This is a genomic window from Nostoc sp. MS1, assembly GCF_019976755.1.
Classification (GTDB): Bacteria; Cyanobacteriota; Cyanobacteriia; order Cyanobacteriales; family Nostocaceae; genus Trichormus.
The window spans coordinates 4,183,520-4,207,024 of the sequence record NZ_AP023441.1 but is presented as its reverse complement, the minus strand read 5'-3'; the positions used below and the strand labels follow the sequence as shown (position 1 = coordinate 4,207,024).

The following is a 23,505-nucleotide window of genomic DNA, read 5'->3' as shown; positions in this document are numbered from 1 at the left end:
TGGTGTGAGCAATGTGTGGCATCGTTGGGTATATTGGCACTCAAGCAGCGACAGAAATTTTATTATCTGGGCTGGAAAAGTTAGAGTATCGGGGTTATGACTCGGCTGGTGTGGCTACGGTATGGGAAGGTGAGGTTCACTGTGTCCGGGCAAAGGGTAAACTGCATAACCTTCGTTCTAAACTGGAACAACTTGCAACCCCGGCTCAAATTGGCATCGGTCATACACGCTGGGCGACTCATGGTAAACCAGAAGAGCATAACGCTCATCCTCATTTAGATGCAGCAAAGCGAATTGCTGTTGTGCAGAATGGGATAATTGAAAATTATCGGGAGCTACGGGAAGAACTGAAGCAGAAGGGGTATGAGTTTCGGTCGGAAACCGATACAGAAGTAATTCCTCACCTGATAGCCGAATTGGCAAAAAATGCCTCCTCTTTTCTAGAAGCAGTCCGCCAAGCTGTTAGCCATCTGCATGGAGCATTTGCGATCGCCGTCATTTCGGCTGACTACCCAGACGAGTTGATTGTTGTCCGCCAGCAAGCGCCTTTAGTGATAGGATTTGGTCAAGGTGAGTTTTTCTGTGCCTCAGATACGCCTGCGATCGTTTCCCATACCCGCGCTGTCTTACCCCTAGAGAATGGCGAAATTGCCCGTCTGACACCCTTGGGAGTAGAAATTTACAACTTTGCTGGCGACAGGCTGAAAAAACAACCCAGGTTGTTGAACTTGAGTCCCACAATGGTAGAGAAGCAGGGATTCAAGCACTTTATGCTCAAAGAAATTTATGAGCAACCTGGAGTAGTTAGAGCAAGTTTAGACGCATATTTTCATACAGAAGTTAATAGTGGTGAATCATTTCAATCACCAGTTAAGTTAGGTTTACCAGAACAATTTTACGCAGACATAGAACAAATTCATATTGTTGCTTGCGGCACTAGTTGGCACGCCGCTTTAGTAGGAAAGTATTTACTTGAACAATTAGCAGGAATTTCTACTCAAGTACATTATGCGTCTGAGTATCGTTATGCACCCTCACCGCTAACAGCCAATACATTAACTATCGGCGTTACGCAGTCCGGGGAAACGGCTGATACCTTAGCCGCCTTAGCGATGGAAAAAGAACGCCGTCAAGGTAAAGAAACAAAATATCAAGCCCGACTATTGGGGATTACCAATCGCCCAGAGAGTAGCCTTGGTCATCTTGTACCCCATATTATCAATACCTTGGCAGGAATTGAAATCGGTGTGGCAGCTACGAAAACTTTTGTCGCCCAACTGATGGCGTTTTATGCCCTAGCCATAGATTTAGCCTATCATCGCCAGACTGTAGCGCCGGATAAACTAGCAGATATTATTCAAGGCTTGCGCAAAATACCCAAAGAAATAGAAGCGACTTTAGAACGTCAAGAACAATTGACAGAACATTTAGCCCATGAGTTTGCAGAGACTCAAGATTTCATCTTTTTGGGTAGAGGAATTAATTTCCCCATTGCCTTGGAAGGGGCATTGAAATTAAAAGAAATCAGCTATATTCACGCTGAAGGTTATCCGGCTGGGGAAATGAAACATGGCCCCATTGCTTTGTTAGATGCGAAAGTGCCTGTAGTGGCGATCGCCTATCCTGGTACAGTGTATGAAAAGGTGATTTCCAATTCCCAGGAAGCCAAAGCCAGAGATTCTCGCTTAATTGGGGTAACGCCAGTTAGCGATGGCGAAGCCGGGGAAATCTTCAATGATTTACTCCCTGTATCATCAGTGGATGAATTACTCTCACCCATCCTCACAGTAGTACCTTTGCAACTATTGGCTTACCACATCGCCGCCCGTCGTGGTTTGGATGTCGATCAGCCAAGGAATTTGGCAAAATCTGTGACGGTTGAGTAGTGTTGAATCGAGAAATATTGAGGTTGTAGAAAAATAATTCAGTTTAACAATCCATAAAACTATTGTACCAAAAAAAGAGCGATCGCCTAACGTTTAGTTTTAAGCGATCACTCTTTTTGTCAGCAGTGAGAAATTATCAATTCCTTACTCTGCTTTATACTCAATTCAAGGGTTGCTGTTGAGAAGCTTTACAAGGTAAAGCTTGATTAGGTTGTTCTTCAATTCTGCACTCTCTCTTGTCGATAATAGACTTAATAGTGAGTCCTTGATTATTGACTGCTATTTCCACTCGATATTGACCAGTAGCCATATCAATAGCAGCGTAAGTCACCGTAGCGCACATAACAACACTAGAAGATAAGAAAGCAACTTGCAGGATTCCCAATACTTTTTTCATTTTGCAGCCCTCTCTCGTTACATTTTCATTTAAAGATGAGGCTGGTTGAGTATGAGGTTGAGCCAAGGATGACTTATCTTGTATTTTTGGGGGAATATAGATGAGTTGAGGTTGTATGGTGCTTAAAACTCTCAAACGCTATTAATACCGCTTATCTGGTATAGAATGCTGACATAATGGCAGTAATGTTTGAGTGACAGTGATGGCGCGATCGCTTAAGGTAGCAGCAGAGTATATTGATAAAGTCAAGTCAGCACTTCAACGTAACGGCTTTCCCAGCCAGCAGTCATTTGCTACTGAAACAGGACTTAGCTTGTCCACAATCAAAAGCTTCCTTACTGGCAAACCAGTTGATTATCTAAATTTCCTAGAACTCTGCAACAAGCTAGGTTTCGATTGGCAAAAGATTAGTTACCAAGAAGCAAAAACTCCACAAACTAGCAGAGAAACATCACCCTTCATCACTGGCGCACCCATAATTGAACCGCGTTACTTTTTTGGACGAGAGAAGGAATTAAAGCGTCTGTTTAACCTCCTCAAACGCCATCCTCTGCAAAACGCCGCTATCATTGGTCAAAAGCACAGTGGTAAAACTTCTTTACTACACTATTTAAAAAATATCACTACCACCCCAGCAGCACAACTACGTCCTAGTCAAAAATCTGATTGGCTACCCCATCCAAAAAATTACAAATGGGTGTTTGTAGACTTGCAAGATGGGCGACTGCAAAGCCGAGAAGGACTATTAAAACATATTTTAGTATCTCTAAATTTCCCACTTCCAACACTGTGTAATTTAGATTATTTTATGGATATAGTTAGTGAAAACTTGTCTTCTCCCACTGTCATTTTATTAGATGAGATTGGTGTTGGGTTACAACGTTGTCCAAAGTTGGACGATACCTTTTGGGAAAGCTTACGTTCTTTAGCAACCAACCATACAAGGGGTAATTTAGCATTTGTTTTATCTAGTCTTGAATCACCAATTGATTTAGCAAAAAATACAGGACATAGTTCACCATTTTTCAATATTTTCGGCTACACGGCATATCTAGGAGCATTGACGGAAGCAGAGGCACGGGAATTGATAGCGACTTCACCAATACCTTTGCCTGATGAGGATGTTGAGTGGATATTAACTCAAAGCAAATATCAACCACTGTTATTACAAATTTTATGTCGAGAAAGATTGTTTACTCTAGAAGAAGGAGAAACTGATGATAGTTGGCGTGAGGAAGGATTAATACAAATGAACCCATTTACTGATTTATTTGATTCATAATTAGTAGAGCGACTATGAAAGCACATCGAATTGAAACAACATTGACCGAAGACGGAACTTTGATCATCAAAGATTTACCTTTTCAGGCTGGAGAATCGGTTGAGATTATTATTTTAGAAAGTGACACTCATCGGCAAGAGGCGAATCTGTATCCTTTGCGTGGCAAACAACCGTATCGTTATGATGATCCTTTTGAACCTGCTGTCCCTCTGGAAGATTGGGAAGCCTTGCAATGATTGTATTAGATACTCATATATGGGTTTGGTGGATTCAAGGTGATGCCAGACTAACCCCAAAATATCAAGGCTGGCTGCAACAATATGAATCCCAAGGGTTAGGGGTTAGCATAATGTCTTGTTGGGAAATAGCCAAATTAGTAGAGATTGGTAAGCTAACTCTACCGTACACAGTTGATGAGTGGTTTACGGCAGCTTTAGCTTATCCAGGAGTGCAGCTACTCGACATAACAATCCCCATCATCGTTGAATCAACTCAACTCCAAGGCTTTCACCGAGATCCATTTGACCAAGTTATTGTAGCCACTGCCAGAATTTACAACTGCCCTTTACTCACGGTTGACGCAAAGATTCTTGCGTATCCTGGCGTGCAAACTCTTAAATAAATTTTAACTAGATTTCTCATCTCTCAACATCTACAAAACAACTTAAATGCCTAAAAACTCACTCCACAACGCCTACACAGATTCACCCCGACAGCACCCAAACTTGATACTGGGTAGCCTACAACTGCTTTTCTGGTTGTTCTTCCGTCCCGCAGCATGGCGTAACCACCTCAAGCGCATTCACCCCTATCTAGATAGAGAATCTTCGTTCATTACTATAAGACGGCAAGGCGGATGGCGGTTAATAATTCAGGGGAATATTATTTTACCTATTCTGGCTAACTTAATATTTGGCTTAGTGCTGTTTATATTGCGTGTACCAGTCGAAAATATAGTTGTTGGCGTGGTGGAGGGCGTGCAGTTCGGCGTGGTGGGGGGCGTGGTGGGGGGCGTGGTGGGGGGCGTGGCGAGAGGCGTGGCGTTTGGTGTGGCGTTTGGTGTGGCGAACGCCACGGCGATAGGCGTGATGGGAAAAGGGGAGTTAGCCATAGTGCAAAGCATGATGGGAAAAGTGCCAGGAGACCAAGACTTAGAAGCCGTGGCTTTCGCCTTGGTGTTCACCGTGGCTTTCGCCTTTGCGGGAGGCGTGGCGTTCGCCGTGGCGTTCGCCTTTGCGGTAGACGTGACGTTCGCCGTGGCAATAGGCGTGGCGGTAGGCCTGGTCTTCGTCATAGTGCTGGACGTGATGGGAAGCGTGGCGGTAGGCTTGGTCTTGGCCGTGGCGGGAGGTGTGGGAGCTACTATCAACTCATGGCTACCTATTATATCATTTCCATTTCTTATCGTATGGAATTATTTACTCTATGGATTGGACAAAACACGTAACGCTAAAAGTCCTTGTTTATTTCGCTGGCACTCTGCCTTCTGGGATGAGTGGCAGCGTCTACGTTTATTTGGCTTAGATGAACATCTACTTTTTGTCATTAAACATAACCCAGTTGAAGGCAAAGCTGCTTTAGAATATTTAGCTACCAGTCCTCAACGTTGGGCTGTTCAAGCAGTACAAATTGAACTAGATGCAGGCAATTTACAAGCCTGTACCAGTGTGCAAGCTATCCGTCAAATTCACCGCAGTCTAGAAATAGGGGAATTACAAAGTCCAATTAACCATATACTACGCATCTTCAAGCGCGTCAGTGAAGATGTAGATGCGGCTCTCAATCAAAAAGACATCTCCAAAATAGTATATTTTGTGGTAGGAGAACATCATGAGAAGTTTTTTGACACTAAAATATGAGTAATATACTGAATCACATTGAGGAGAATCCGAAAGAAACAAAGCGGTTAATTGGTATGGAGTATGAACAGTTACAACAATTAATCCAAAATACAGAGCAGTTACACCATGAGAAACAAGCGTTGTGAGAATCCAAGAAAGTTAGAATTATTACTGGTGGTGGAGGTCGTAAACCAAAACTATCTATCAAAGAACAAATAATTTTAACCTTAGTATATCTGAGGCATATGACAACCTTTCAACTTTTGGGTATCCAGTTTGGAGTGAGCGAGTCTACAGCAAATGACACATTTAACTATTGGTTGCCACTCTTGAGAGAATTGTTACCATCCAGTTTAATTGAACAAGTAAAAAAAAAGAATCTGACTATCAAGTAGTTAAAGAGATACTCACAGATTATGAATAAACTTCTGCCTTCCCGCAAGCAACTTCCGCCTTCACATTTCCGTGTTTTGCGTACTTGGAAGCAACTTCTGCTTTCCCGCAAGCAACTTCCGCTTTCACATTTCCGTGTTTTGCGTACTTGAAAGCGATTTCCGTCTTCACGTTATACTTCATGATGACGATCGCAGGCTTATTAACGTTGCGCTAACCTCATCCACAAAGAATGATTATTCTGAAAAAATCTTGCGTGGTATTGCTTACAAATATGGTAACAACAGCCATGAGTATCAAATGGCTGGCGGTACTCGCAAAAGCGATCGCAAGCGTACTATCCGTCAAAGCATAGTTTTATCAAAGTAAGTAAGTGCAAACAATTCAATCAATGCGATTGCATACATCACTTTTGTCTGGAGGGCGATCGCAGTTTCTTCCCAGAACTCATGTTGATTTAACCTCACTACAAATCGATGAAACTTAAGTTATGACTTGAAAAATTTGCCGCATCCAAGTTTTTATACAATATTTATCTGATATTTACGCCTGTGACATTGCTACGGAATCGCACCATTTCCTCACTTGCATGAAAATGCAACGCTATTTGCGTCTGTGTCATTTGACGCTGAACAGCCCAGAGTAATCCCCGGCGTGGAATTTGAAGACAGCCACCTAAATAAGTTGCTTCATTTTCATCGTTTTGTCGGCGCAGAGGAAGCCCAGTATTTGGATCAAAGCGGACGATTTTATGTCTTAATAGCAAGTGTCCAAACTCGTGCATCAGGTTTGATTCACGTCGTGCGGGAGTATGGCGTGGATTGTTGATAATCCAGAGTGGGTTTTGATTAATAATTCCTGCTGACCATTGGTCACTATTGAGCAATATCTCCACGATACTAGGGTCTAAGCTGGGAATCTGTTCGGGTGTCACAATTTTTGCATTCATTTGAGCCGTTAGCATATCTGCGGGTAATGAGTCAAATGCTCGTAATCTTAATAAACTACGTTGCTCGGTGGCAATTCCTTCACACCTCTGCCTAAACTCTGTTGGTAATGTCTCTGTTAGTGTCATATTATTTTAATCTGGCTATTAATTGTCACTCTATTGAGAATTATCCCTATAGGCTGCTTTGACTAATTCTGCTAGTGCATTAGCTACTGCTGGATCAAGTTTTTTGGATGCTCGCAATTGAATTTCTATTGTCTCTAATGTATTAAAGTCGCAGGAAACTTCGGATTCTTCTGTTTTCTTAAATAGTTCAGATGGTGACACTTGTAGCCAATTGCAAAGTAATAAAAAGGTATCCATATCAGGCATTTTGCCATTTTCTACCCGTGAGAGTGTAGCAGAACTAATATTACCTATTTCTTTAGCTGTATCTCGCAAACCCTTGCTCCCTCGCTTCGTCTTCACCATTGCACCTAATAAAGCTGTGTCTAAGTTGTATCCCATAGTTTATTGTTGCTTTTGTGAAACGCTTTTCTTTATTGTATCACTCAGCTATAGTTATTATGTATTCTTTGTATACATACAATTAACAGTGTTTCATCTAAGAGACGAAATCTATCCACAGCTGATTTTCTACAAAGGAGGTACTCCTTGGATAATAACGAAATCATCATATTTGATTTGTTGGTTGTTGGTTTAGCAGAGTTTTTCCGTCCAGATACTCAAGACCAAATCCCTAAATACCCCTACCCTGATTTCTTACGGCGTGCTTGTAATACTTTGGCATTGAAGATGTCAGCTATTGCTTATCCACGTACTTTGGAAGGTCTTTTAACTCTTTTAGAAAAACCTTTGCAAACATGGTATTCCCTAGAAATACCCAAAGAGTTTGACTCAGAATATGGCTTGATATACGATAGAGCGCTAAGTGAGGAAGCAAGTCAATATTTCTACGAACAATTAATCAAACGAGGGCAAATTCCTGAGTTTGCTTCTGCAAAAGTACAACAAATAGCCTTGGAAAACTTCCAATTTCTGAGGTTGCTGGAAAAGCTGCAAGCAGCCAACGAAAAGGATGCTGAACGCGCTCAAAAGGAATATGTTCTGCTGCGTCGATTCTTGATTGAGCATCCTTACACTACTTTAGACCAGCTTCGCAACAAGTTTTCTAAGACAAGTTATGTCTCTATTGATGATGTTGGTGGACTGTATGAAGACTGCAAAGAAAACCAATCTTATTGGTGTTGCGATCGCTGCGGCCCTTTAATTGAAAAACATGGACATTTACGTGGCATTAAGCCAAGTGTCTGCAACGACCATCGGAAAAACTTGTCCCATGTGCGACGCATTTCTTGGAAGCGAGGTCTGTGTAATCTCAAATTCGGCATTCATTGGCGGGTCTGTTTGCCAGGAATCCCGGAAATACGTTTATTCGATGCTTTAACAAAGCTGCACAAACAACAGCCAGAATATCTTTGCGAAGTGCAACTTTGGCCTGGTATTGACCGTTACGACCTACAACTACGTTTTGGTGACGGCTCAGTGTGGTCTGTAGATATCAAAGACTACCGCAATCCGTATGATTTGGCTTTGCAACTGAAGCCGATATTCGGGGAAGGTGAGTTGCACTACGACGAAAGTTTTTATGTTATTCCTAACCATCGTCTGCATCAGCGCCAAGATTACATCGAAATCCTGCGTGAAGAAGCAACGGAATTACCAAAAAGCACCCATATCTTTAGTGACATCGCTTTTGAAGAACAAGTCATCACCAAAGTAATGCACTTGAATCAAGGAAAATAGCATGATGTATCAAATGACATTATTTGAGCCACCAGATATTTTTACAAAGCGTGTCAAGGAATTGACTAGCCCTGAGCTAAAGCGAGAACAAGCCCAATTATTGCTTCAGGTGGAACTTGCCGCATCACTTTGGTTGTCAGTGATGTACAGTCAGCACTGCGGTTAGCAAATCAGATTAACTGGTGGTTCTGCAACGACCCAGAAAACGATGAACCAGTTGCTGTACCGTTACTAGGGCGCAGTAAACGGGACGCGCATCTCAAAAGCTTCTATGCCTCAAAAGACTTTCAGGAACATTGGCAACGCGGACAACCACATTGGGGCGATCGCTTTTTGGGAACAGCTTGTGCCTTACAAGGACTGCTACAGTCTAACGACATCTTCGACCGTTTGCACGGCAAGCCACTCATACCTGGAAGTGAGCCATGCCACTCTCTCAAAAAAGCACCAGAAAGTGAAAGTGAGCGTAAAAAACAAAACAATTACCCTGGCATATCACACTTGTGTCCGTTTTTTCCCACCTGCCCATCACAGCAGGTATATCGTGATATGCCAAATGCCCGTGTTTGGATTACAACTCCAGGCGCAATGGCAATGGCTGGCTTACCACGTCATCTAGAATTACGTCCAATCAAGATAGGAGAACTCGTTTATTTACATTCCGATATTGTTGTCTTTGATGAAGTAGACACTGTTATTAAGTGGTTTGATGACGTATATGCTGAGGAAGTTTTACTAACAAATGGTGGTGTTTTTGATGACATTGGGGTGAAAACTGAAGATTACATGAGATTTAACCGTGTTAGCCCGTCATTAATGGTGCGATGGGCAACCGCAGAACGCCATGTACAAAGTGTAGTTACAGCAACATTAACGTTATTAGATAAAAATTCTGGTCACGAATTTTTACGCAAATGGATAGAACGTGGCTATTTCACACCTAATTCTCTCCTGTATAAATTTGCCCGTCGCCTTGCTGGACTTGAAGAGTTAGATCCTTCTGATATCACTGAGCAAGAAGTTAAGGCAAATAACAGGCGTGTACAAAAGATAATGCAATATTTTGACGCATTACTCGACGATGATCCTTTACTTGGGCAACCTCGTCGCAATTCTAAAGTTCAGAGACTAGCACTTTTGATTCAACAGATTAATAGTATCGGCGAAAGTGCCACTGATGATAGTATTTATCGTGCTTGCAGAGCCTGGATAGTTGATTTTTTCCCCAACACAGGAAAACGTTTAGCACGACTGCGAGAAGAACTAAAAAAACGTCAAAACAATTCACAGCAGACAGCTAATAAAAAACGGCGGAAGTCCTCAAAACAGGAGGAAGAATCAGATCCGGTAGATACTCTTGAAACCCTGGCATATCGTTTACAGTTTGCGCTGACCATCACCCTTTTAGACCGACACACGCGCATTGTTTTTTATGAATGGCATCATCGACCGCCCACTCTGGATGAAGAGCCACCACATCGTCGTATGCCTACAGCAATGTTAAATATTTTACCTTTGCCTCCAACGGGAAGGCAGTTTGGTACTTACTATTCTCGCAAGGATGACAATCACAACCAATCTGAGAACAGTAGCGAAAATGCTTTATCTTTGTTCGCTTATACAAATATTGGTCGTTACTACGTTTTAAACTTTCATCGCTTGCTTACAGATTTGGATGGTCAACCCGGTCCTAACGTTTTGGCATTATCAGGAACATCTTATCTACCACATTCTACGCAATTTCATGTCGGTAATCCCCAGGGTATTTTAATGCCAGAGGCGAGTGCAACAGAAGCGATCGCTCAAAGCCAATTTAAGTTTCTGCCTCAACTGAACAGCAAAGACGAACCTATCCGTATTTCTGGAACAGCTGAACGTCAGAAAATGGGAATGTTTAAACAAATGGCACAAGCCTTAGTTGGCAACAACGGGAGCGGCCATTTAGGACAGGAACTTGGGCAATTGAAACACCTTGCTCAGAGTGATGCAGATTGTTGGCAGGATAGGGAACGCTTACTGTTACTTGTAAACTCCTACGATCAAGCGCGGTGGGTAGCAGATGAAATCCGTCAATGTTGGTGGGGTATGCGGGAGCAAGTCTACCATTTGCAGCGCGATCGCTCAGAAACTTTGACTGATGATATTGATTATCTTTCAAGAATGGAAGTTGGCGCTCTCAACCGTGCAGATATTGAAACTTTCGCGCTGACTGGCGGTAAAATCCTAGCCGCACCGATGAGTGCTATAGGACGCGGATTCAACATTTTAAATGCTAATGGCAAAGCTGCTTTTGGTGCGGTTTACTTTCTCACCCGTCCCTATCCTCATCCACATGATACTCAAGCGATCGCTCAAGAAATCAACCGTCGGGCTTTGGATTGGCTGGACGATACGAATTTCATTGCTTGGGAAGGAGACGGAATTTTAGGACGTGCGGAAGCTGTGCGCCGATTGTCTGCGCGTTACTGGCGATCGGTAGAACATCGTTCTTACTACATAACACTGCGTCCAAATCCAGAGTTACGTGCTTTTCCTCGCCAAGACTTAGCCGCGACTACTGCGGGTGTAATAGTGCAAGCTGTAGGTCGTCTTTTGCGTGGAGGTGTTCCTTTTCATGCTTACTTTGTTGATGCTGCTTGGGGGCCAAACTATGCCGAAAAGCAACAGCCTGATACACCACGTACCAGCTTGCTGGCAGCAATCATCGATTTGCTTTGCAACTATGTTACTGAAGATAATATAAGTCAAGCTTTATACCAATCGATAGCCGATGCTTTGGTTGATATCGATGGCTTTAACTGGGAAATAGACTCAAGAGATAGATAAAAATTATGACTAGCAAAACCACAGCAACAAATATCTTACTACCCGCCCGCATGAACTTGGTGACAGATGCCTTAGCCAATCTAGATATTGCTGTATTGCCATTTCCTTTTGTCCAAGTGGTTGCAGACTTCTGCCGTGATATAAAACAAGTCTTGTATCGTGGCAGTAACAGGGAGGTTAAGCCACTATATCGACAGTTAAATAATGCTTTGCTTGCTTGTGCATCTACGCTCACATACGGCTTTGAGTTTCATAGTTTTGATGAGGAAAGAAAGCTTTCTGTATATCAGGCGTTAGCTGTAGGAACACCAGAAAACCTACTCAAGACTCCCACACCCCAGCAAATACATCAATTAGTGAGAATTTGGTCGCAGGAATGGACAAAGCAATATCGGGACAAGGGTAACACGGAGCAAGTAAATAGCGTGTGCGATCGCTTTCTAGAAAGGATAGCAATCATGCCACCTGATTGGGAATGGCAACGCATTAAACCAGAAATACTTGTGCGTGATATTAACGCAGAAAAAGGCTTGGGATTTCAAGCTATTCCTAGTCTTTTAGCAACAATGTTGCACGGGAAGAAGTGTATTATTCGTTCTGGAAAACAAGAACAGGAGATTCAATGGCGCAAAGTACAGGGAGGCGGTTCGGGTAGGGTTGGACTCTACCTTGTCAGTAAGCCTTTTAAGTCCAATTACACTGATGATTCTGGCAAAGAAAAAGAAGGTTATTTTGCTTACCGTCTAGATTTTAATGTTGAGACGCAAGCAGGAAAATTCAATAAAAATGGCAATTTAGAGCCGTGGATTTTCTTACATCTGAGTTGCCAGCGATACTCTCATGAACCTTTGTTAGAAGCCAACTATGGGCGTGATATCTCTGTTCTCATGGGTATGAATAAGGCGCGTTTATCAGATTACGAGATAGATTCGACGCTGGTACGTCTTGTTATTGAGAACAACGGCAAAGATAACGAAAATTTATGGAGGTTGCAACTACCGGAACTACTGGCGGCGTTCAAAGCACGCGCTCTAGAACAGCCAGAAAATATTCTAAATAATCCCGGAGTAGTTGGTAATTTAGATAACGCAACTAACCGGGGTGACAAAGACGAATATTATATAGTTCATGCTGAGGGTTATAAGTACGAGCATGAAAACCGCAAAAGAGGACACAGTATCAAAACGGGATTTAGTTTTTTGGAACGGGGCGATATCATTGCACGGATACTGGAATTGCTCAACGGCGTGTTAATACCAGATAAGCCTATGCAGCCTGATATTCCTGCACCATCTAGTAGGCAAGTACCATTAGCAATGCGTGATTACGAATTTATTTCTAGACCTCGTACAAAGCACCAACCCTATCAGCAAATTGCTACTGATGCTATTTACAGAGCATTGCAGGGTAAGCCAATGCACATTTTTATCATTTATCGAGAACAAGATACTTATGAAGTAGTTTATCAGCAATTACGCGATGTATTCCTTCTTGATGACAATGAAGATTTTCCAGCAGACATCACGGTTTCCAAAATTTTGATTGATAATGCCGAGCTTTTAGAGAAATTTAAGACAAATGGTCTTAGACCTAAAGATGGTAGTAAATTTGATGATCAAATACGCGATCAGCATCAGAAAAAACGAGAATTATGGCGTAAATTTCTCCAGCAAAGTGTTATTCCACTGATAAATCTTGAGACTAATCCCCACTGTCTAGCGATTATCGAAATTGGACAAATCAAAACAAAGGGATTTCTTCCTCAACAAAACATTAAAGGGGCGATTCGTGAAGCTTGTGTCAGGGAAGGAATTAGTTCGCAAATGATACAGACGGTTAAGCCAAAATCAAATGATACAGAAGATGATGAAGACAAATCACCATCTTACAGCAAACCCACAAAAGGCCGTGTGATGAATGCTGTACTCGATGGGACATTACGCCAAATAGGGGCGCTATACGGACTACCCTCTCAAATATACGAGCAAGCAAAGATACCGAAAGAAATTGCCCAAGGCTTAGATGTAATTAGCTTTTGTCGCCGCAAAACTAATCCATCTCAGGGTGACATTCATTATGCTCTTGCCGTTCGTCTACGTGCAACAGGTGCAGTAGATGTACTACTTCCCGATGCTAATGATTGGATTCCTTATAACCAGGCGGGAATTGATATCGGAAAAATTTTTGCTAAAGCACGTTGCGATCGCCAAGAAAACAAAAAGCGCATTCAAAGTAAAATCAAGTTGAACGGTACAGAATTTGTACGGTTTGTTGCCAATGTACTCACCAAATATTTAGACCGACCAACTATTGTCCTCATTGAAGCTGAAGGATGGCGTAACGGACGCGGCGAAGATAATGACGGCAAAATCTGGCCGCAGTTAAAAAATGAGAATCTTTTGGCAAAATACAATGTTCTTGACTTCTGTCATGTTCCTGGTCACACTTGCGAGTATACCCGTGATCATCAACAACTACAAAACTTATTAGCAGTAATTCGTATTCGCACTGGTAAAGAAACACCACAGTATATTACCAATCGAGAAGCTTGGGACGAAAATTGTGCGGCACAAGATTTTAAACATCTGAGTAGTTTTTACGAGAAGTCTGCACTAGAACTATTACATTACTTCTCTGTGGGAAAACTACCAAGAACACAGAAGTTGCAAAATGAAATGCCAATACCCGAACTTTATAAACTCGGTTTTCACGAGGATAAATACGGTGCTAATATTCCATTCAAACATCAGCAAATAGTCGAGATAGTACCGTTTTTTGTACACCCACATTTTCAAACAGAAGAAGCTTTAAAAGCACTATGTCGTGTTCCTCATTATTTAAGATGTTCACCTGCTTGGTCTATGGGAAATATCGTTTCACCATACCCAATGCACTTAGGCAATGAACTCATAGAAGATCATTTGTGCATACTGGGTGTAAATGGACAAATTTAACGTGAGGCATAAAAACGGCAATATCAGCCCTAAAATTATATGTTCTTAGGGAGTTTATTTGTTAATAACAGCAAAATGATTGAGGTTTTAAGGATTAACTATACTATAATGTCAAAATTAGTTAAGTCTGGCTTGTTTTGAAATAAGTTTAGTTACTTTAACTTCTTGTTTGATTTGATTTGCTTCGTTTTGAGATTCCTTTGCTAGTTCTTCGAGATCATCAGCTATTGACACAATTTCTTGCACTAACTGTTTTGTCTGTGCTGATTTATGATCATATTGTTCCAAAGTTTCTGTAATCTCAGAAAAGAGTTCTTTGTATTCTTCAGATGGATTTTCTAACCAATCCTCAAACTCGCTTTGCGATTTTTGAACAATAGTAAGAGTCTTTTCCCAAGAGCTTTTTAGACGCATATCTAGCGCCTGAATATCTTTATACTTTGCCTTGAGTTGTTTGGTAGTGTTGACACCAGCTAACTCATATACTTTAGCTTTTAGCTCTTGAAGTTTCATGATTTCAAATTTAGAGCATTTTATCGATTTATTTGGTTTAATTTCTGAAAAAGCCTTTGATTGTCCTCACGAAGACGCTGACTCTCTAAAAGTAAGACAGCAATTTGCTGTTTTTGCTGTTCAACTAAAGCTCTTGCTTCATCTCTTTGCTGTTTATACCGTTTAGTATGGGAAAGTCTTCCACCTAAACTCTGATTATTCTTAGCTAATTCCAGTCTTCGCTTCTCAACAGCATTGTACTCCTTTTTTAGCTGCTCTAGTTCTGTACGCAATTCTGCCTCGGCTTTGCTATTCTCTGCTTCAGATCGAAAGGCTTCATTTTCAGCTTCTAACGAGGCAATTCTTGCTTCTAACCTTTCAATTTCCTTGTCCTTGCCAAACAGTTTCTCTTGTAAAGCTTTGATAAGACCAAGAAGCTTAGATTTTTGTTGGTCTTGTTCATGACAAGCTGCTTCCAACTGATGAGCGCGATCGCGCAGACGACCAGCCCGGTGTTGTAAAACTTTAGCTGTACATTCGTACTTAATAACAGCAATAACTCTACTACGCTCTAGTTCATCCAATTGTTGAACTTCAGGGATAGACCGAAGTTCGTCGTAATTGGTACATTCATGGCGCAGCTTTTGGGTTGGAACGTGTTGAGGCTCTGCAATTAATTCTTGATTTTTCAGCCGCACTCGATCATGCCAGTAATCAAATAATGCTTTGCTGTCGTCCATTGTGCGATCGCTTCTGAAAGTAGTTATTTATTCTTAAAAGCATAGAGTAAATGAAAGTGAGCTTGAAGCCGTATTTACTCGGAAATACTTAATAAATCTTGATTAGACCAATTTATCTGCCATCTTTACTGTGATTTAAACCGTTCTCAATGCGTTTTGAGCTATTGAGGTGGAGTTCTATTTTTAGGAGTGAGCTTCGGCAATATCAATTCAAGGATTCGCTTTTGACCATTAGGAGTAAGAGCAACTTCATCCTCAGCCACAGGTCGAATATCCTTACTTTTAATGAGTCTAGATATTGCAACATTAACATTCTGAGGGTTCTGTCCGGCAGCATATTCACGTAGTTCAGCCCGAATCAAGCGGTTATTTGTCGCATGATACAGAAGCAATAGAACTTCATCCGTTGCCGAAATATCCTTTGCCAAAACTAGCGGTTTTCCATCCAACTCATGAATAATGGAATGTTCTAGTTGAACAATCTGGGCGATGGTTTCGGCAACAATCTTTCGGTCACGGTTCCAAACCAGACGCAGAAATTCGGCAAATATCCATTTGCTAGCATGAAGCACTAGCATAGAATCCATATAGTTGGCGGTGTACTCGGTTGATATGTGAACAGCACCGCGATCAGAACGAAATCTATATACAACCTCAATTACTTTAGCCAGATGATAACGATCCTTTGAGCCAAGTTTATGAGGAATGCTGTTATTTAGTAAAAAATCTTGACGAATTTCACCAGGCAATTTACGATGATCAATCTTTCCAGTATCCATTTGCAGCAAGCAGCGTGAAATTGCTTCACAAAACCGACCAGCATCTAATTCTGTTGGTTGCCAGTCGCCTGCTAGAAATCTTTGCTGCATTTCGACATAGCATTCAACCACTGCATTAGCAAAGTGAGAGTCAACTATTTTGGCAAGTTCCTGAATTAGTTGCTCGGATGTCCTTCTCATGGTTGCACCTCACCAGAATTTTCAGCAGATTCATCAATAGATGCGTTGTTTTGTTTGGAGTTGATCAATCTTTCGACTTCAGCCAAGCCAGGAGGAAGTATTTGAAAACCACCCTGCACTTTAATTAAGCTTCCTTGTCCTGAAGCAGCTTGTAAGCGGCGTTCTAAGTTACTCTCATCTACCTTGATGCCCAGTCCAAAATACAGGAACTGCTTGAGCTTGTTGCTTGAAACCACTATCTTAGGGTCGTTTGTTGCTTGACAAATTGCCCACAGACCAAACAAGCCCTTCTCCATACCCGTGCAATCTTTAATAACTGCATGAAAATCAATATTCGATGTGAGTGGTTTCCAGTTAACTACCCAAGACTCAACTTCCTTGGACAGTTCATTATTCTTACGCTTGCCATTCTTTGTGGAATTTTCTGAATCCTCATCTGCTTTGCCATTTAACTTAGAACTGCGTGAAGCTCCACCTGAAGTTAAATCCCATTTGCCTTCTATTGATCGATCAAGCACCTCAGCGAGAACTTTTCGCGCTTGTTCTTGTCCGGATAGCCGCAACCCAACCGTATCTTTTTCAACTATCAGATCGGCACTTTTGCTAATCCATGTGATGATGTTGTTGTCATATAATCTGACTCTTTTGAGAATATCGTTCAACTCAGTACGAGGAATTTCCTCTCGCCCATCGACATCTAATGAATACAGAAGAACCAAAAACGTCAACCTCCGTGCAGCATCTATCTTGTTTGCAGCTTTGAGCCGCGTTTCCATTAGCTGTAATTGTTCGCCGTTATATCGAAAAATCTGTCTTAACTTATCAGCATCAACTCCATGAGCAGCAGGAAGTTGAGCAACAGTATTAATAGTAGTTTCATTGTTCTCTGCATTAGGTTCATAGTTGAACAACGAAAGTTGTTGAGGTTCAGCATTACCTACATTACGAATCACTGGACGACCAGTAGGTGTTTTTCCTGGTGTCATTTGTCCACCAACAATTGCCGCGATCGCCGCACCACCCCAGCTAATCCCCACTTCGTTAGATAGAGAAGCCTGAATTTCTCGTGAGTAGCCTTTGCTGGTTTCAACAAATTTTAAAGTGTTCATTACGGTTGGGAAACTACCGCCATTGCTTGATGCTGATCCGTTAGATCCTTCACCTATTAGGGTTCCACACATTACACATCTTTTTGCTCCAGGAAGGAGTGCTTCATTGCAGTTTTTACACCGAATTTGCTGAGGACAATTCGAGCAATAGAACCCAGTAGTGTGTAAAGGATGTTGACAGGAGGGGCAGGTCTGCATATTTTTTAGTCACCAAAACTCTATCTGAACTGCATATTACACAGAGGTCAAGATAGAGTGCGACTATTTGGCAGTATTGGATGCTATAGGGTGAAATCTTTAAAAAATATACTAAGCAAGACTTTTCAGCTTTTTATAAATTCCAGGCTAATACTGTCTTATTATTGACAGTTATGAATGAAATATAGTTTATGAAGCATTCCTATGCCTCTCTTCCTGCCTTCGAGCGTCTTTTACTTTTAATTGCTACGTTTGCCCGAAACCCAGGAGTTGGTTGTCATGATCCTATGCAATCTGACTCTGATAATCATGATACCTTGAATATAGTACATATGTATTTATACAAGGTAGCAAGTGAATTGAATATAGAGCTACCTTTATATTCGCGTCATACCATTCAAAATGATTTAAAAACTCTTCGCCGCTACGGGCTTTTAGATAAAAAAGCTTATAGATGGGGTTATTATCTTGGTACAGGAGCAATGAACGGCGAGGAGTTACAAGTTGCCCTCAATGCCCTACAGTCGCAGGCAAGGTATCAGGAAGACCCGCAAATTGTCCAGATATATCAAAGACTAACTAGACGATTACAGGGTTTAAACCTGAAACATGAAATGTTTTATCCGGTCAGAACCCAATTAAACCGAGTTATTGTCTACACTGATCCAGTAGAGATGATGGCCAAGGGCAAATATCAAAGCCAAGGTACGCTATTTGAACAACTAAATGCACTGGAAGCGGCAATTATTAAGGGGCAAGCAGTTGAGCTTTATCGCTGCCGTAATCCTTACAATTCTAAAAAAATCGGATATGAGCAAGTTTATCCTTTGCAACTGATTTATGCAGACATTGCCTGGTATTTGCTAAAGGAGGACTACAAAAATGGTCATTTAGTAGTGTCACGTCTAGATCGCTATAGTGATCATTTCAAAGTATTGGATGAAAGAGGTCGGGGAGCAGATGCTCAGTGGAGAAGGCTACATATCGCTCATCGTCTTTTAAATGCAGGTTGGGGGTTGAGCTTAGGTTCAAGAGAAGACCAGCAAAAGGAAATCCGTGAAGAACTAGAGCTTGTAAAAGTAAAAGTTCGATTTTTTCCTGAAGTGATGGAATTTATCCAGGAAGGGGAAAAGCGACATCCTAAGCAAGAAATTGAACTAGGGCCAATGGGAAAAGATGGCAAACCTGCTTATGTAGATTATGTTGTGAAATTGCCTAAGAGATCGCTAGACGAATTTTGTCGCTGGGTGTATCGCTTTATGAACAATGCTCAATTTATCTATCCTCAATATCTAGCCGAACAACACCAGAAATTTGCTTTTGCCTTAATAGCTCGGTATCAAGAAGTAATTTAACTAGAACAATAGCTCATGGTCACTTTATCGCTGAATTATCAGTTAAGCCGGAGAGCGATCGCAATTTCTCATCAGAACTCAGGTACTATGGCTATAGTCCGTTCTGTAAAAATTTCGCCTAGCTGCTGCTTACTTAGATCATGGCTCAAAAAATCCCCGTTACTGTAATTACAGGCTTTTTAGGTAGTGGTAAAACTAGCCTCATTCGCCACCTACTGCAAAATAACCAAGGTCGTCGCATAGCAGTTTTAGTCAACGAATTTGGCGAACTTGGTATAGATGGCGACTTGTTGAAATCCTGTCAAATTTGTCCAGAAGATGAAGACGGCGGGAGTAATATTTTTGAATTAACCAATGGCTGTCTGTGTTGCACCGTCCAAGAGGAGTTTTACCCGACGATGCAGGAGTTACTCAAACGCCGAGATAGTATTGATTGTATTGTCATCGAAACTTCTGGTTTAGCTTTACCCAAACCCTTAGTTAAAGCCTTTCGTTGGCAAGAAATACGCAACGCCGCCACTGTAGACGCTGTGGTGACAGTGGTAGACTGTGCGGCTGTAGCATCGGGGACGTTTGCTAGTGATTTGGATGCGATCGCCGCCCAACGCCAAGCTGATGATAGTCTAGAACATGAAACACCATTGCAAGAATTATTTGAAGACCAATTAGCCTGTGCAGACTTAGTAGTTTTAAGCAAAACTGATTTAGTTGATGCAGAGACAAAATTACAAGTTGAGGAATTAGTCAAGCAAGAATTGCCGAGAGTCGTGAAAATGGTAGAGAGCGATCGTGGTCAACTCGACCCATCTATACTATTAGGATTCCAAGCCGCAGTAGAAGACAATCTAGATAGCCGTCCCAGCCATCACGACACCGAAGAAGACCATGACCACGACGAAGACATCACATCAACGCACCTGATTTTAGACCGAGACTTTGACCCCGAAAAACTTCAAGCACAATTGCAAACACTGGCAAACCAGCAAGAAATCTACCGAATTAAAGGCTTTGTCTCAGTTCCCAACAAACCCATGCGTTTAGTCATGCAAGGCGTAGGTAATCGATTTGATAAATTTTATGATCGCCCTTGGCAGCCACAAGAAGCAAGGCAAACCCGCCTAGTTTTCATTGGTCGAGATTTAAACTCAACAGAAATAGAATCACAATTAGTAAGCTTGTAATAGACATCTCCAAAATAGTATATTTTGTGCTAGGAGAACATCATGAGAAGTTTTTTAACACAAAAATATGAGTGACATACTGAATCACATTGAGGAGAAACCGAAAGAAACAAAGCGGTTAATTGGTATGGAATATGAACAGTTACAACAATTAATGCAAAATGCGGAGCAGTTACACCATGAGAAGCAAGCGTTGCTAGAATCAAAAAAAGTTAGAATTATTACTGGTGGTGGAGGTCGTAAACCAAAACTAGCTATCAAAGAACAAATAATTTTAACCTTAGTATATCTGAGACATATGACAACCTTTCAACTTCTGGGTATCCAGTTTGGAGTGAGCGAGTCTACAGCAAATGAAACATTTAACTATTGGTTGCCACTCTTGAGAGAATTGTTACCATCCAGTTTAATTGAACAAGTAAAAAAAAAGAATCTGACTATCAAGTAGTTAAAGAGATACTCACAGATTATGAATTAATTGTAGATAGCTATGAGCAAGTCAGAGAAAGACCTGGAGATAATAAAGAGCAAGAAAAATATTACTCAGGTAAAGCAAGTAAACATACATTTAAAATTCAGATAATTATCTTGCCTAATGGCAGCGATATCGTTGATGTTGTGGCAGGAGAACCGGGTCCAAAAAGTGATATAACTTTATTCCGAGAAAACCGTGATAACTTTGAGCCACAACAGAAATTTCAGGGAGACTTAGGATATCTAGGCGAAGATTTAATTGATACTCCTATTAAAACACCAAGAAAAGGAAAGTTAACAATTGACCAGAAACAACAAAATCAAGAGTTTTCGTCCAAACGAGTATTTGTTGAACACCGAATCCGTTCAGTAAAAATATTTCGAGTTGTTCAAGAAAGATTTCGGTTAAATCCGAAAAAGTATGCTGAGGTAATTTTGACAATTTGTGGACTAGTAAGATTCCGAATTGGCGCACTTATATTACCACCAGAAATCCACGCAAGCAGCGCCTGAGATGAAATTAATGCACATCACCATATATTTTGGTCTTGTTCTCTATAATAAATATCTCAAACCCTTATCTTATCATATTCACTAGTTAGCTTTTGATGCTTGCATTTACGTCTCATAAGCTAGCCACAGCAAAGCTTTGATAGTTTTCGGAGATGTCTATTGTTGCTTGAACTCCTGATATCTTTGGTTGAACAGCACTAAGGTCCATTGTTAAAAAGTTAATTTATTAGTGCAAAATATCCAAGTTTTACGCTATTTTTCTTTCCCAGCCTAATAAACCGGTGTTTGAGATGAGGTTGTGGCAAAGGTTAGAGATGTATAAGATGAGTGAATAGCGTTTGAATTTGTTACAAAAGTTTAAATATTTGGGTCAAATTACAGCCTTATTCTGACTTATGTATGATTTAACTAGAGCAAAAAATATCTAGCATAAGAAAAAGTATAAAATCCTTGGTATTCATAAAAATTTAAGTTGTGAATTTTAATATGAGTTTTTTGTCTTATGGTCAGGCGATCGCTCCAAGCATCACAGATTGGCATTCAACAGGCTAAAAGAGCGTTTGCCCGCAAGGGTTGGACTCAGGAAAATTTGGCGTTAGAAGTCGGTTTAAAGACTCGACAACCTATTTGGCGGTTTTTCTCTGGCCGTCCAGTTGAGCGTCATATCTTTTTGGAAATTTGTTCTATCCCTCTTCTGTCACTTTCCGAGTATTCTAAATAAAAGGATGAAAAGAAAAAACTCTGGAAGGAAAGCAGGGCAATGGATGTAGAATTACAAATCCTGAAACATTTGGCAAGAGATGCGCAGCCAACAGTTGCGCTCGTAGATGAATATTGTGCAGAGTACAAAGACCTGTTCAAAGAAGTAAGAAATTATGAATGTTTCAAATATTTACACTTAGGCATAATTTCACCAATCAAAAGAAAATCATTACCAGAGATAGCAAAAGTAGTCAGTATAAACTCAGCCCAATCATTACATCATTTTATAGCCAATTCATACTGGTCAGTAAATGAGTTGAAGAGCCGAAGATTAAAGAAAATAAAAAGAGCATTAAATGGTCAGACAATTACGGTAGTAATAGATGAAACCGGAGACAGAAAAAAAGGTAAAAAGACAGATTATGTAGCTAGACAATATTTAGGAAGTGTGGGAAAAGTAGATAAAGGGATAGTTTCAGTTAACGCTTATGGAGTTTATGCCAACATAACTTTCCCATTAATTTTCAAAGTATTTAAACCAAAAGGAACACTAAAGGATTCAGATAAATATAAAACTAAAATAGAGTTAGCATCAGAAATAATTACAGAGTTAATGGAATTAGATTTCAATATTGAATTAGTATTGGCTGATAGTTTGTATGGTGAAAGTAGCCAATTTATTAGAAAACTGGCTGAATATGGCTTAGGTTATGTGGTATCAATCAGAAGTAATCATGGAGTCTGGCTGCCAGCAGGGCAGAGCGTTAGGGCGAATAAGTGGTGCAAATTTGAAAGAACATTTAGTAACCAAAAATCAGAAACTAGATATATTAGAGAAATAGTTTATGGTAAAAAAGGAGCCATAACTTACTGGGAAATAACAACTGATCCAGAAACTATGCCAGAAAATTCTACTTCATTTGTCATGACTAATCTTTCAGGGAACCTCAAGAAAATTTTAGGCGACTTATATGGGTTAAGAACTTGGGTAGAATATGGTTTTTGGCAGTGTAAACAGGAACTGGGCTGGACAGACTACAGATTTACAAATTTTCAACATATTGAGAAATGGTGGGAGATTATTTTTTGTGTCTACACAATGATTAGTTTAAGTTCTCCACCTTTCTTATCCTTAAATCAAGCTCCTTCTGAAACAGAAATACATGACAGTGCTTGTATTAGTTGTGTAGATTTCTCTAACCATAAACAATGGAATCATGATTCTGGATGGAAGAATACTTTAAATAATCTTCGTTTAATTGTTCAACCTCTTTTATTATTTTGGTTGATTTATCCCTGGCTAAATGTTTTTCCCAATTCCGATTTATTGCTTGGATTTAATCACCTAATTTTTACAATGAACCAATTTAAACCTTTTTTCTCTTCTGGATAATTTCAGTTATTTACTACTTGCTTATTTCGGAAAGTGACAGAAGAGGGTTAATAGT

Annotated in this window: 24 protein-coding genes and 1 pseudogene; 18 read left to right on the top strand and 7 right to left on the bottom strand. The window is 40.7% G+C overall.

The annotated features are described in order from the left end of the window. Positions 1 to 11: 11 nt before the first annotated feature. On the top strand, positions 12 to 1,886 hold the full coding sequence (gene glmS / locus NSMS1_RS18200; protein WP_224086175.1) for a glutamine--fructose-6-phosphate transaminase (isomerizing): 1,875 nt from the start codon (positions 12 to 14) through the stop codon (positions 1,884 to 1,886). A 160-nt stretch (positions 1,887 to 2,046) separates the two neighbouring features. On the opposite strand, the gene NSMS1_RS18195 is transcribed toward glmS, so the two are convergent. After that, complete coding sequence (locus NSMS1_RS18195; RefSeq protein WP_224086173.1) at positions 2,047 to 2,283, bottom strand: hypothetical protein; 237 nt, start codon at positions 2,281 to 2,283, stop codon at positions 2,047 to 2,049. Positions 2,284 to 2,485: 202 nt separating this feature from the next. On the opposite strand from NSMS1_RS18195, the gene NSMS1_RS18190 reads away from it, so the two are divergent. The 7 genes from NSMS1_RS18190 (at position 2,486) to NSMS1_RS18165 (ending at position 6,168) form a co-directional block, all read left to right on the top strand. Continuing rightward, complete coding sequence (locus NSMS1_RS18190) at positions 2,486 to 3,565, top strand: ATP-binding protein (protein WP_224095269.1); 1,080 nt, start codon at positions 2,486 to 2,488, stop codon at positions 3,563 to 3,565. 14 nt (positions 3,566 to 3,579) lie between these two features. Beyond that, the gene (locus tag NSMS1_RS18185) at positions 3,580 to 3,801 is read left to right on the top strand and encodes a hypothetical protein (protein ID WP_224086172.1); all 222 of its coding nucleotides are present in this window, start codon (positions 3,580 to 3,582) and stop codon (positions 3,799 to 3,801) included. Continuing rightward, complete coding sequence (locus NSMS1_RS18180) at positions 3,798 to 4,187, top strand: type II toxin-antitoxin system VapC family toxin (protein WP_224086171.1); 390 nt, start codon at positions 3,798 to 3,800, stop codon at positions 4,185 to 4,187. The genes NSMS1_RS18185 and NSMS1_RS18180 overlap by 4 nt, the downstream gene beginning before the upstream one ends. A 46-nt stretch (positions 4,188 to 4,233) precedes the next feature. Then, on the top strand, positions 4,234 to 5,424 hold the full coding sequence (locus NSMS1_RS18175; protein WP_224086170.1) for a hypothetical protein: 1,191 nt from the start codon (positions 4,234 to 4,236) through the stop codon (positions 5,422 to 5,424). Continuing rightward, positions 5,421 to 5,552: a hypothetical protein gene (locus NSMS1_RS35145; RefSeq protein ID WP_263432521.1), complete on the top strand. Its 132-nt coding sequence runs from the start codon at positions 5,421 to 5,423 to the stop codon at positions 5,550 to 5,552. The genes NSMS1_RS18175 and NSMS1_RS35145 overlap by 4 nt, the downstream gene beginning before the upstream one ends. Before the next feature lie 99 nt (positions 5,553 to 5,651). After that, positions 5,652 to 5,801 carry a helix-turn-helix domain-containing protein gene (locus NSMS1_RS18170; protein ID WP_263432520.1) on the top strand — a complete coding sequence of 50 codons (150 nt, stop codon included), beginning with the start codon at positions 5,652 to 5,654 and terminating at the stop codon, positions 5,799 to 5,801. A gap of 133 nt (positions 5,802 to 5,934) precedes the next feature. Next, positions 5,935 to 6,168: a hypothetical protein gene (locus NSMS1_RS18165; protein WP_224095435.1), complete on the top strand. Its 234-nt coding sequence runs from the start codon at positions 5,935 to 5,937 to the stop codon at positions 6,166 to 6,168. A 163-nt stretch (positions 6,169 to 6,331) separates the two neighbouring features. Here NSMS1_RS18165 and NSMS1_RS18160 read toward each other — a convergent pair whose 3' ends face one another. Both NSMS1_RS18160 and NSMS1_RS18155 read right to left on the bottom strand, forming a co-directional pair. Next, positions 6,332 to 6,874 (bottom strand): ImmA/IrrE family metallo-endopeptidase, encoded by a 543-nt coding sequence (locus tag NSMS1_RS18160; protein WP_224086169.1) that lies wholly within the window; start codon positions 6,872 to 6,874, stop codon positions 6,332 to 6,334. A 30-nt stretch (positions 6,875 to 6,904) separates the two neighbouring features. Then, positions 6,905 to 7,255 (bottom strand): helix-turn-helix domain-containing protein, encoded by a 351-nt coding sequence (locus tag NSMS1_RS18155; protein ID WP_224086168.1) that lies wholly within the window; start codon positions 7,253 to 7,255, stop codon positions 6,905 to 6,907. 147 nt (positions 7,256 to 7,402) lie between these two features. On the opposite strand from NSMS1_RS18155, the gene NSMS1_RS18150 reads away from it, so the two are divergent. The 4 genes from NSMS1_RS18150 to NSMS1_RS18135 are packed head-to-tail and all read left to right on the top strand — an operon-like array spanning position 7,403 to position 14,334. After that, a complete protein-coding gene (locus tag NSMS1_RS18150) occupies positions 7,403 to 8,554 on the top strand; it encodes a hypothetical protein (protein ID WP_224086167.1) in 1,152 nt (383 codons plus the stop codon). A gap of 1 nt (position 8,555) precedes the next feature. Further along, entirely contained in the window at positions 8,556 to 8,720 is a 165-nt protein-coding gene (locus NSMS1_RS18145; RefSeq protein ID WP_224086166.1) for a hypothetical protein, read from the top strand. Continuing rightward, positions 8,684 to 11,380, top strand: a complete 2,697-nt coding sequence (locus NSMS1_RS18140; RefSeq protein ID WP_224086165.1) for a hypothetical protein — start codon at positions 8,684 to 8,686, stop codon at positions 11,378 to 11,380. The genes NSMS1_RS18145 and NSMS1_RS18140 overlap by 37 nt, the downstream gene beginning before the upstream one ends. Before the next feature lie 5 nt (positions 11,381 to 11,385). Beyond that, the gene (locus tag NSMS1_RS18135; protein WP_224086164.1) at positions 11,386 to 14,334 is read left to right on the top strand and encodes an RNaseH domain-containing protein; all 2,949 of its coding nucleotides are present in this window, start codon (positions 11,386 to 11,388) and stop codon (positions 14,332 to 14,334) included. A gap of 117 nt (positions 14,335 to 14,451) precedes the next feature. Here the strand turns inward: NSMS1_RS18135 and NSMS1_RS18130 are convergent, their stop codons facing one another. From NSMS1_RS18130 to NSMS1_RS18115, 4 genes are all read right to left on the bottom strand, one after another. Further along, the gene (locus NSMS1_RS18130) at positions 14,452 to 14,847 is read right to left on the bottom strand and encodes a hypothetical protein (RefSeq protein ID WP_224086162.1); all 396 of its coding nucleotides are present in this window, start codon (positions 14,845 to 14,847) and stop codon (positions 14,452 to 14,454) included. 20 nt (positions 14,848 to 14,867) lie between these two features. Continuing rightward, positions 14,868 to 15,566, bottom strand: coding sequence for a hypothetical protein (locus NSMS1_RS18125; protein WP_224086160.1), 699 nt, complete (start codon positions 15,564 to 15,566; stop codon positions 14,868 to 14,870). 161 nt (positions 15,567 to 15,727) lie between these two features. Beyond that, on the bottom strand, positions 15,728 to 16,525 hold the full coding sequence (locus tag NSMS1_RS18120; protein WP_224086158.1) for a hypothetical protein: 798 nt from the start codon (positions 16,523 to 16,525) through the stop codon (positions 15,728 to 15,730). Beyond that, positions 16,522 to 17,706: a hypothetical protein gene (locus NSMS1_RS18115; RefSeq protein WP_224086156.1), complete on the bottom strand. Its 1,185-nt coding sequence runs from the start codon at positions 17,704 to 17,706 to the stop codon at positions 16,522 to 16,524. Before NSMS1_RS18115 ends, NSMS1_RS18120 begins: the two co-directional genes overlap by 4 nt. A gap of 317 nt (positions 17,707 to 18,023) precedes the next feature. Here NSMS1_RS18115 and NSMS1_RS18110 point away from each other — a divergent pair, with 317 nt between their 5' ends. The 6 genes and pseudogenes from NSMS1_RS18110 (at position 18,024) to NSMS1_RS18085 (ending at position 23,450) form a co-directional block, all read left to right on the top strand. Continuing rightward, on the top strand, positions 18,024 to 19,187 hold the full coding sequence (locus NSMS1_RS18110) for a helix-turn-helix transcriptional regulator (protein WP_224086154.1): 1,164 nt from the start codon (positions 18,024 to 18,026) through the stop codon (positions 19,185 to 19,187). Between the two features lie 140 nt (positions 19,188 to 19,327). Continuing rightward, complete coding sequence (gene cobW, locus NSMS1_RS18105; RefSeq protein WP_224086153.1) at positions 19,328 to 20,368, top strand: cobalamin biosynthesis protein CobW; 1,041 nt, start codon at positions 19,328 to 19,330, stop codon at positions 20,366 to 20,368. Between the two features lie 67 nt (positions 20,369 to 20,435). Further along, positions 20,436 to 20,816 carry a helix-turn-helix domain-containing protein gene (locus NSMS1_RS18100; RefSeq protein ID WP_224086152.1) on the top strand — a complete coding sequence of 127 codons (381 nt, stop codon included), beginning with the start codon at positions 20,436 to 20,438 and terminating at the stop codon, positions 20,814 to 20,816. An 8-nt stretch (positions 20,817 to 20,824) separates the two neighbouring features. Beyond that, positions 20,825 to 21,355, top strand: coding sequence for an HARBI1 family protein (locus NSMS1_RS18095; protein WP_224095267.1), 531 nt, complete (start codon positions 20,825 to 20,827; stop codon positions 21,353 to 21,355). A gap of 502 nt (positions 21,356 to 21,857) precedes the next feature. Further along, positions 21,858 to 22,064 (top strand): annotated as a pseudogene (locus tag NSMS1_RS18090) (hypothetical protein); the annotation flags it as partial. Between the two features lie 51 nt (positions 22,065 to 22,115). Further along, positions 22,116 to 23,450 carry an IS701 family transposase gene (locus NSMS1_RS18085; RefSeq protein WP_224086148.1) on the top strand — a complete coding sequence of 445 codons (1,335 nt, stop codon included), beginning with the start codon at positions 22,116 to 22,118 and terminating at the stop codon, positions 23,448 to 23,450. Positions 23,451 to 23,505: the final 55 nt, after the last annotated feature.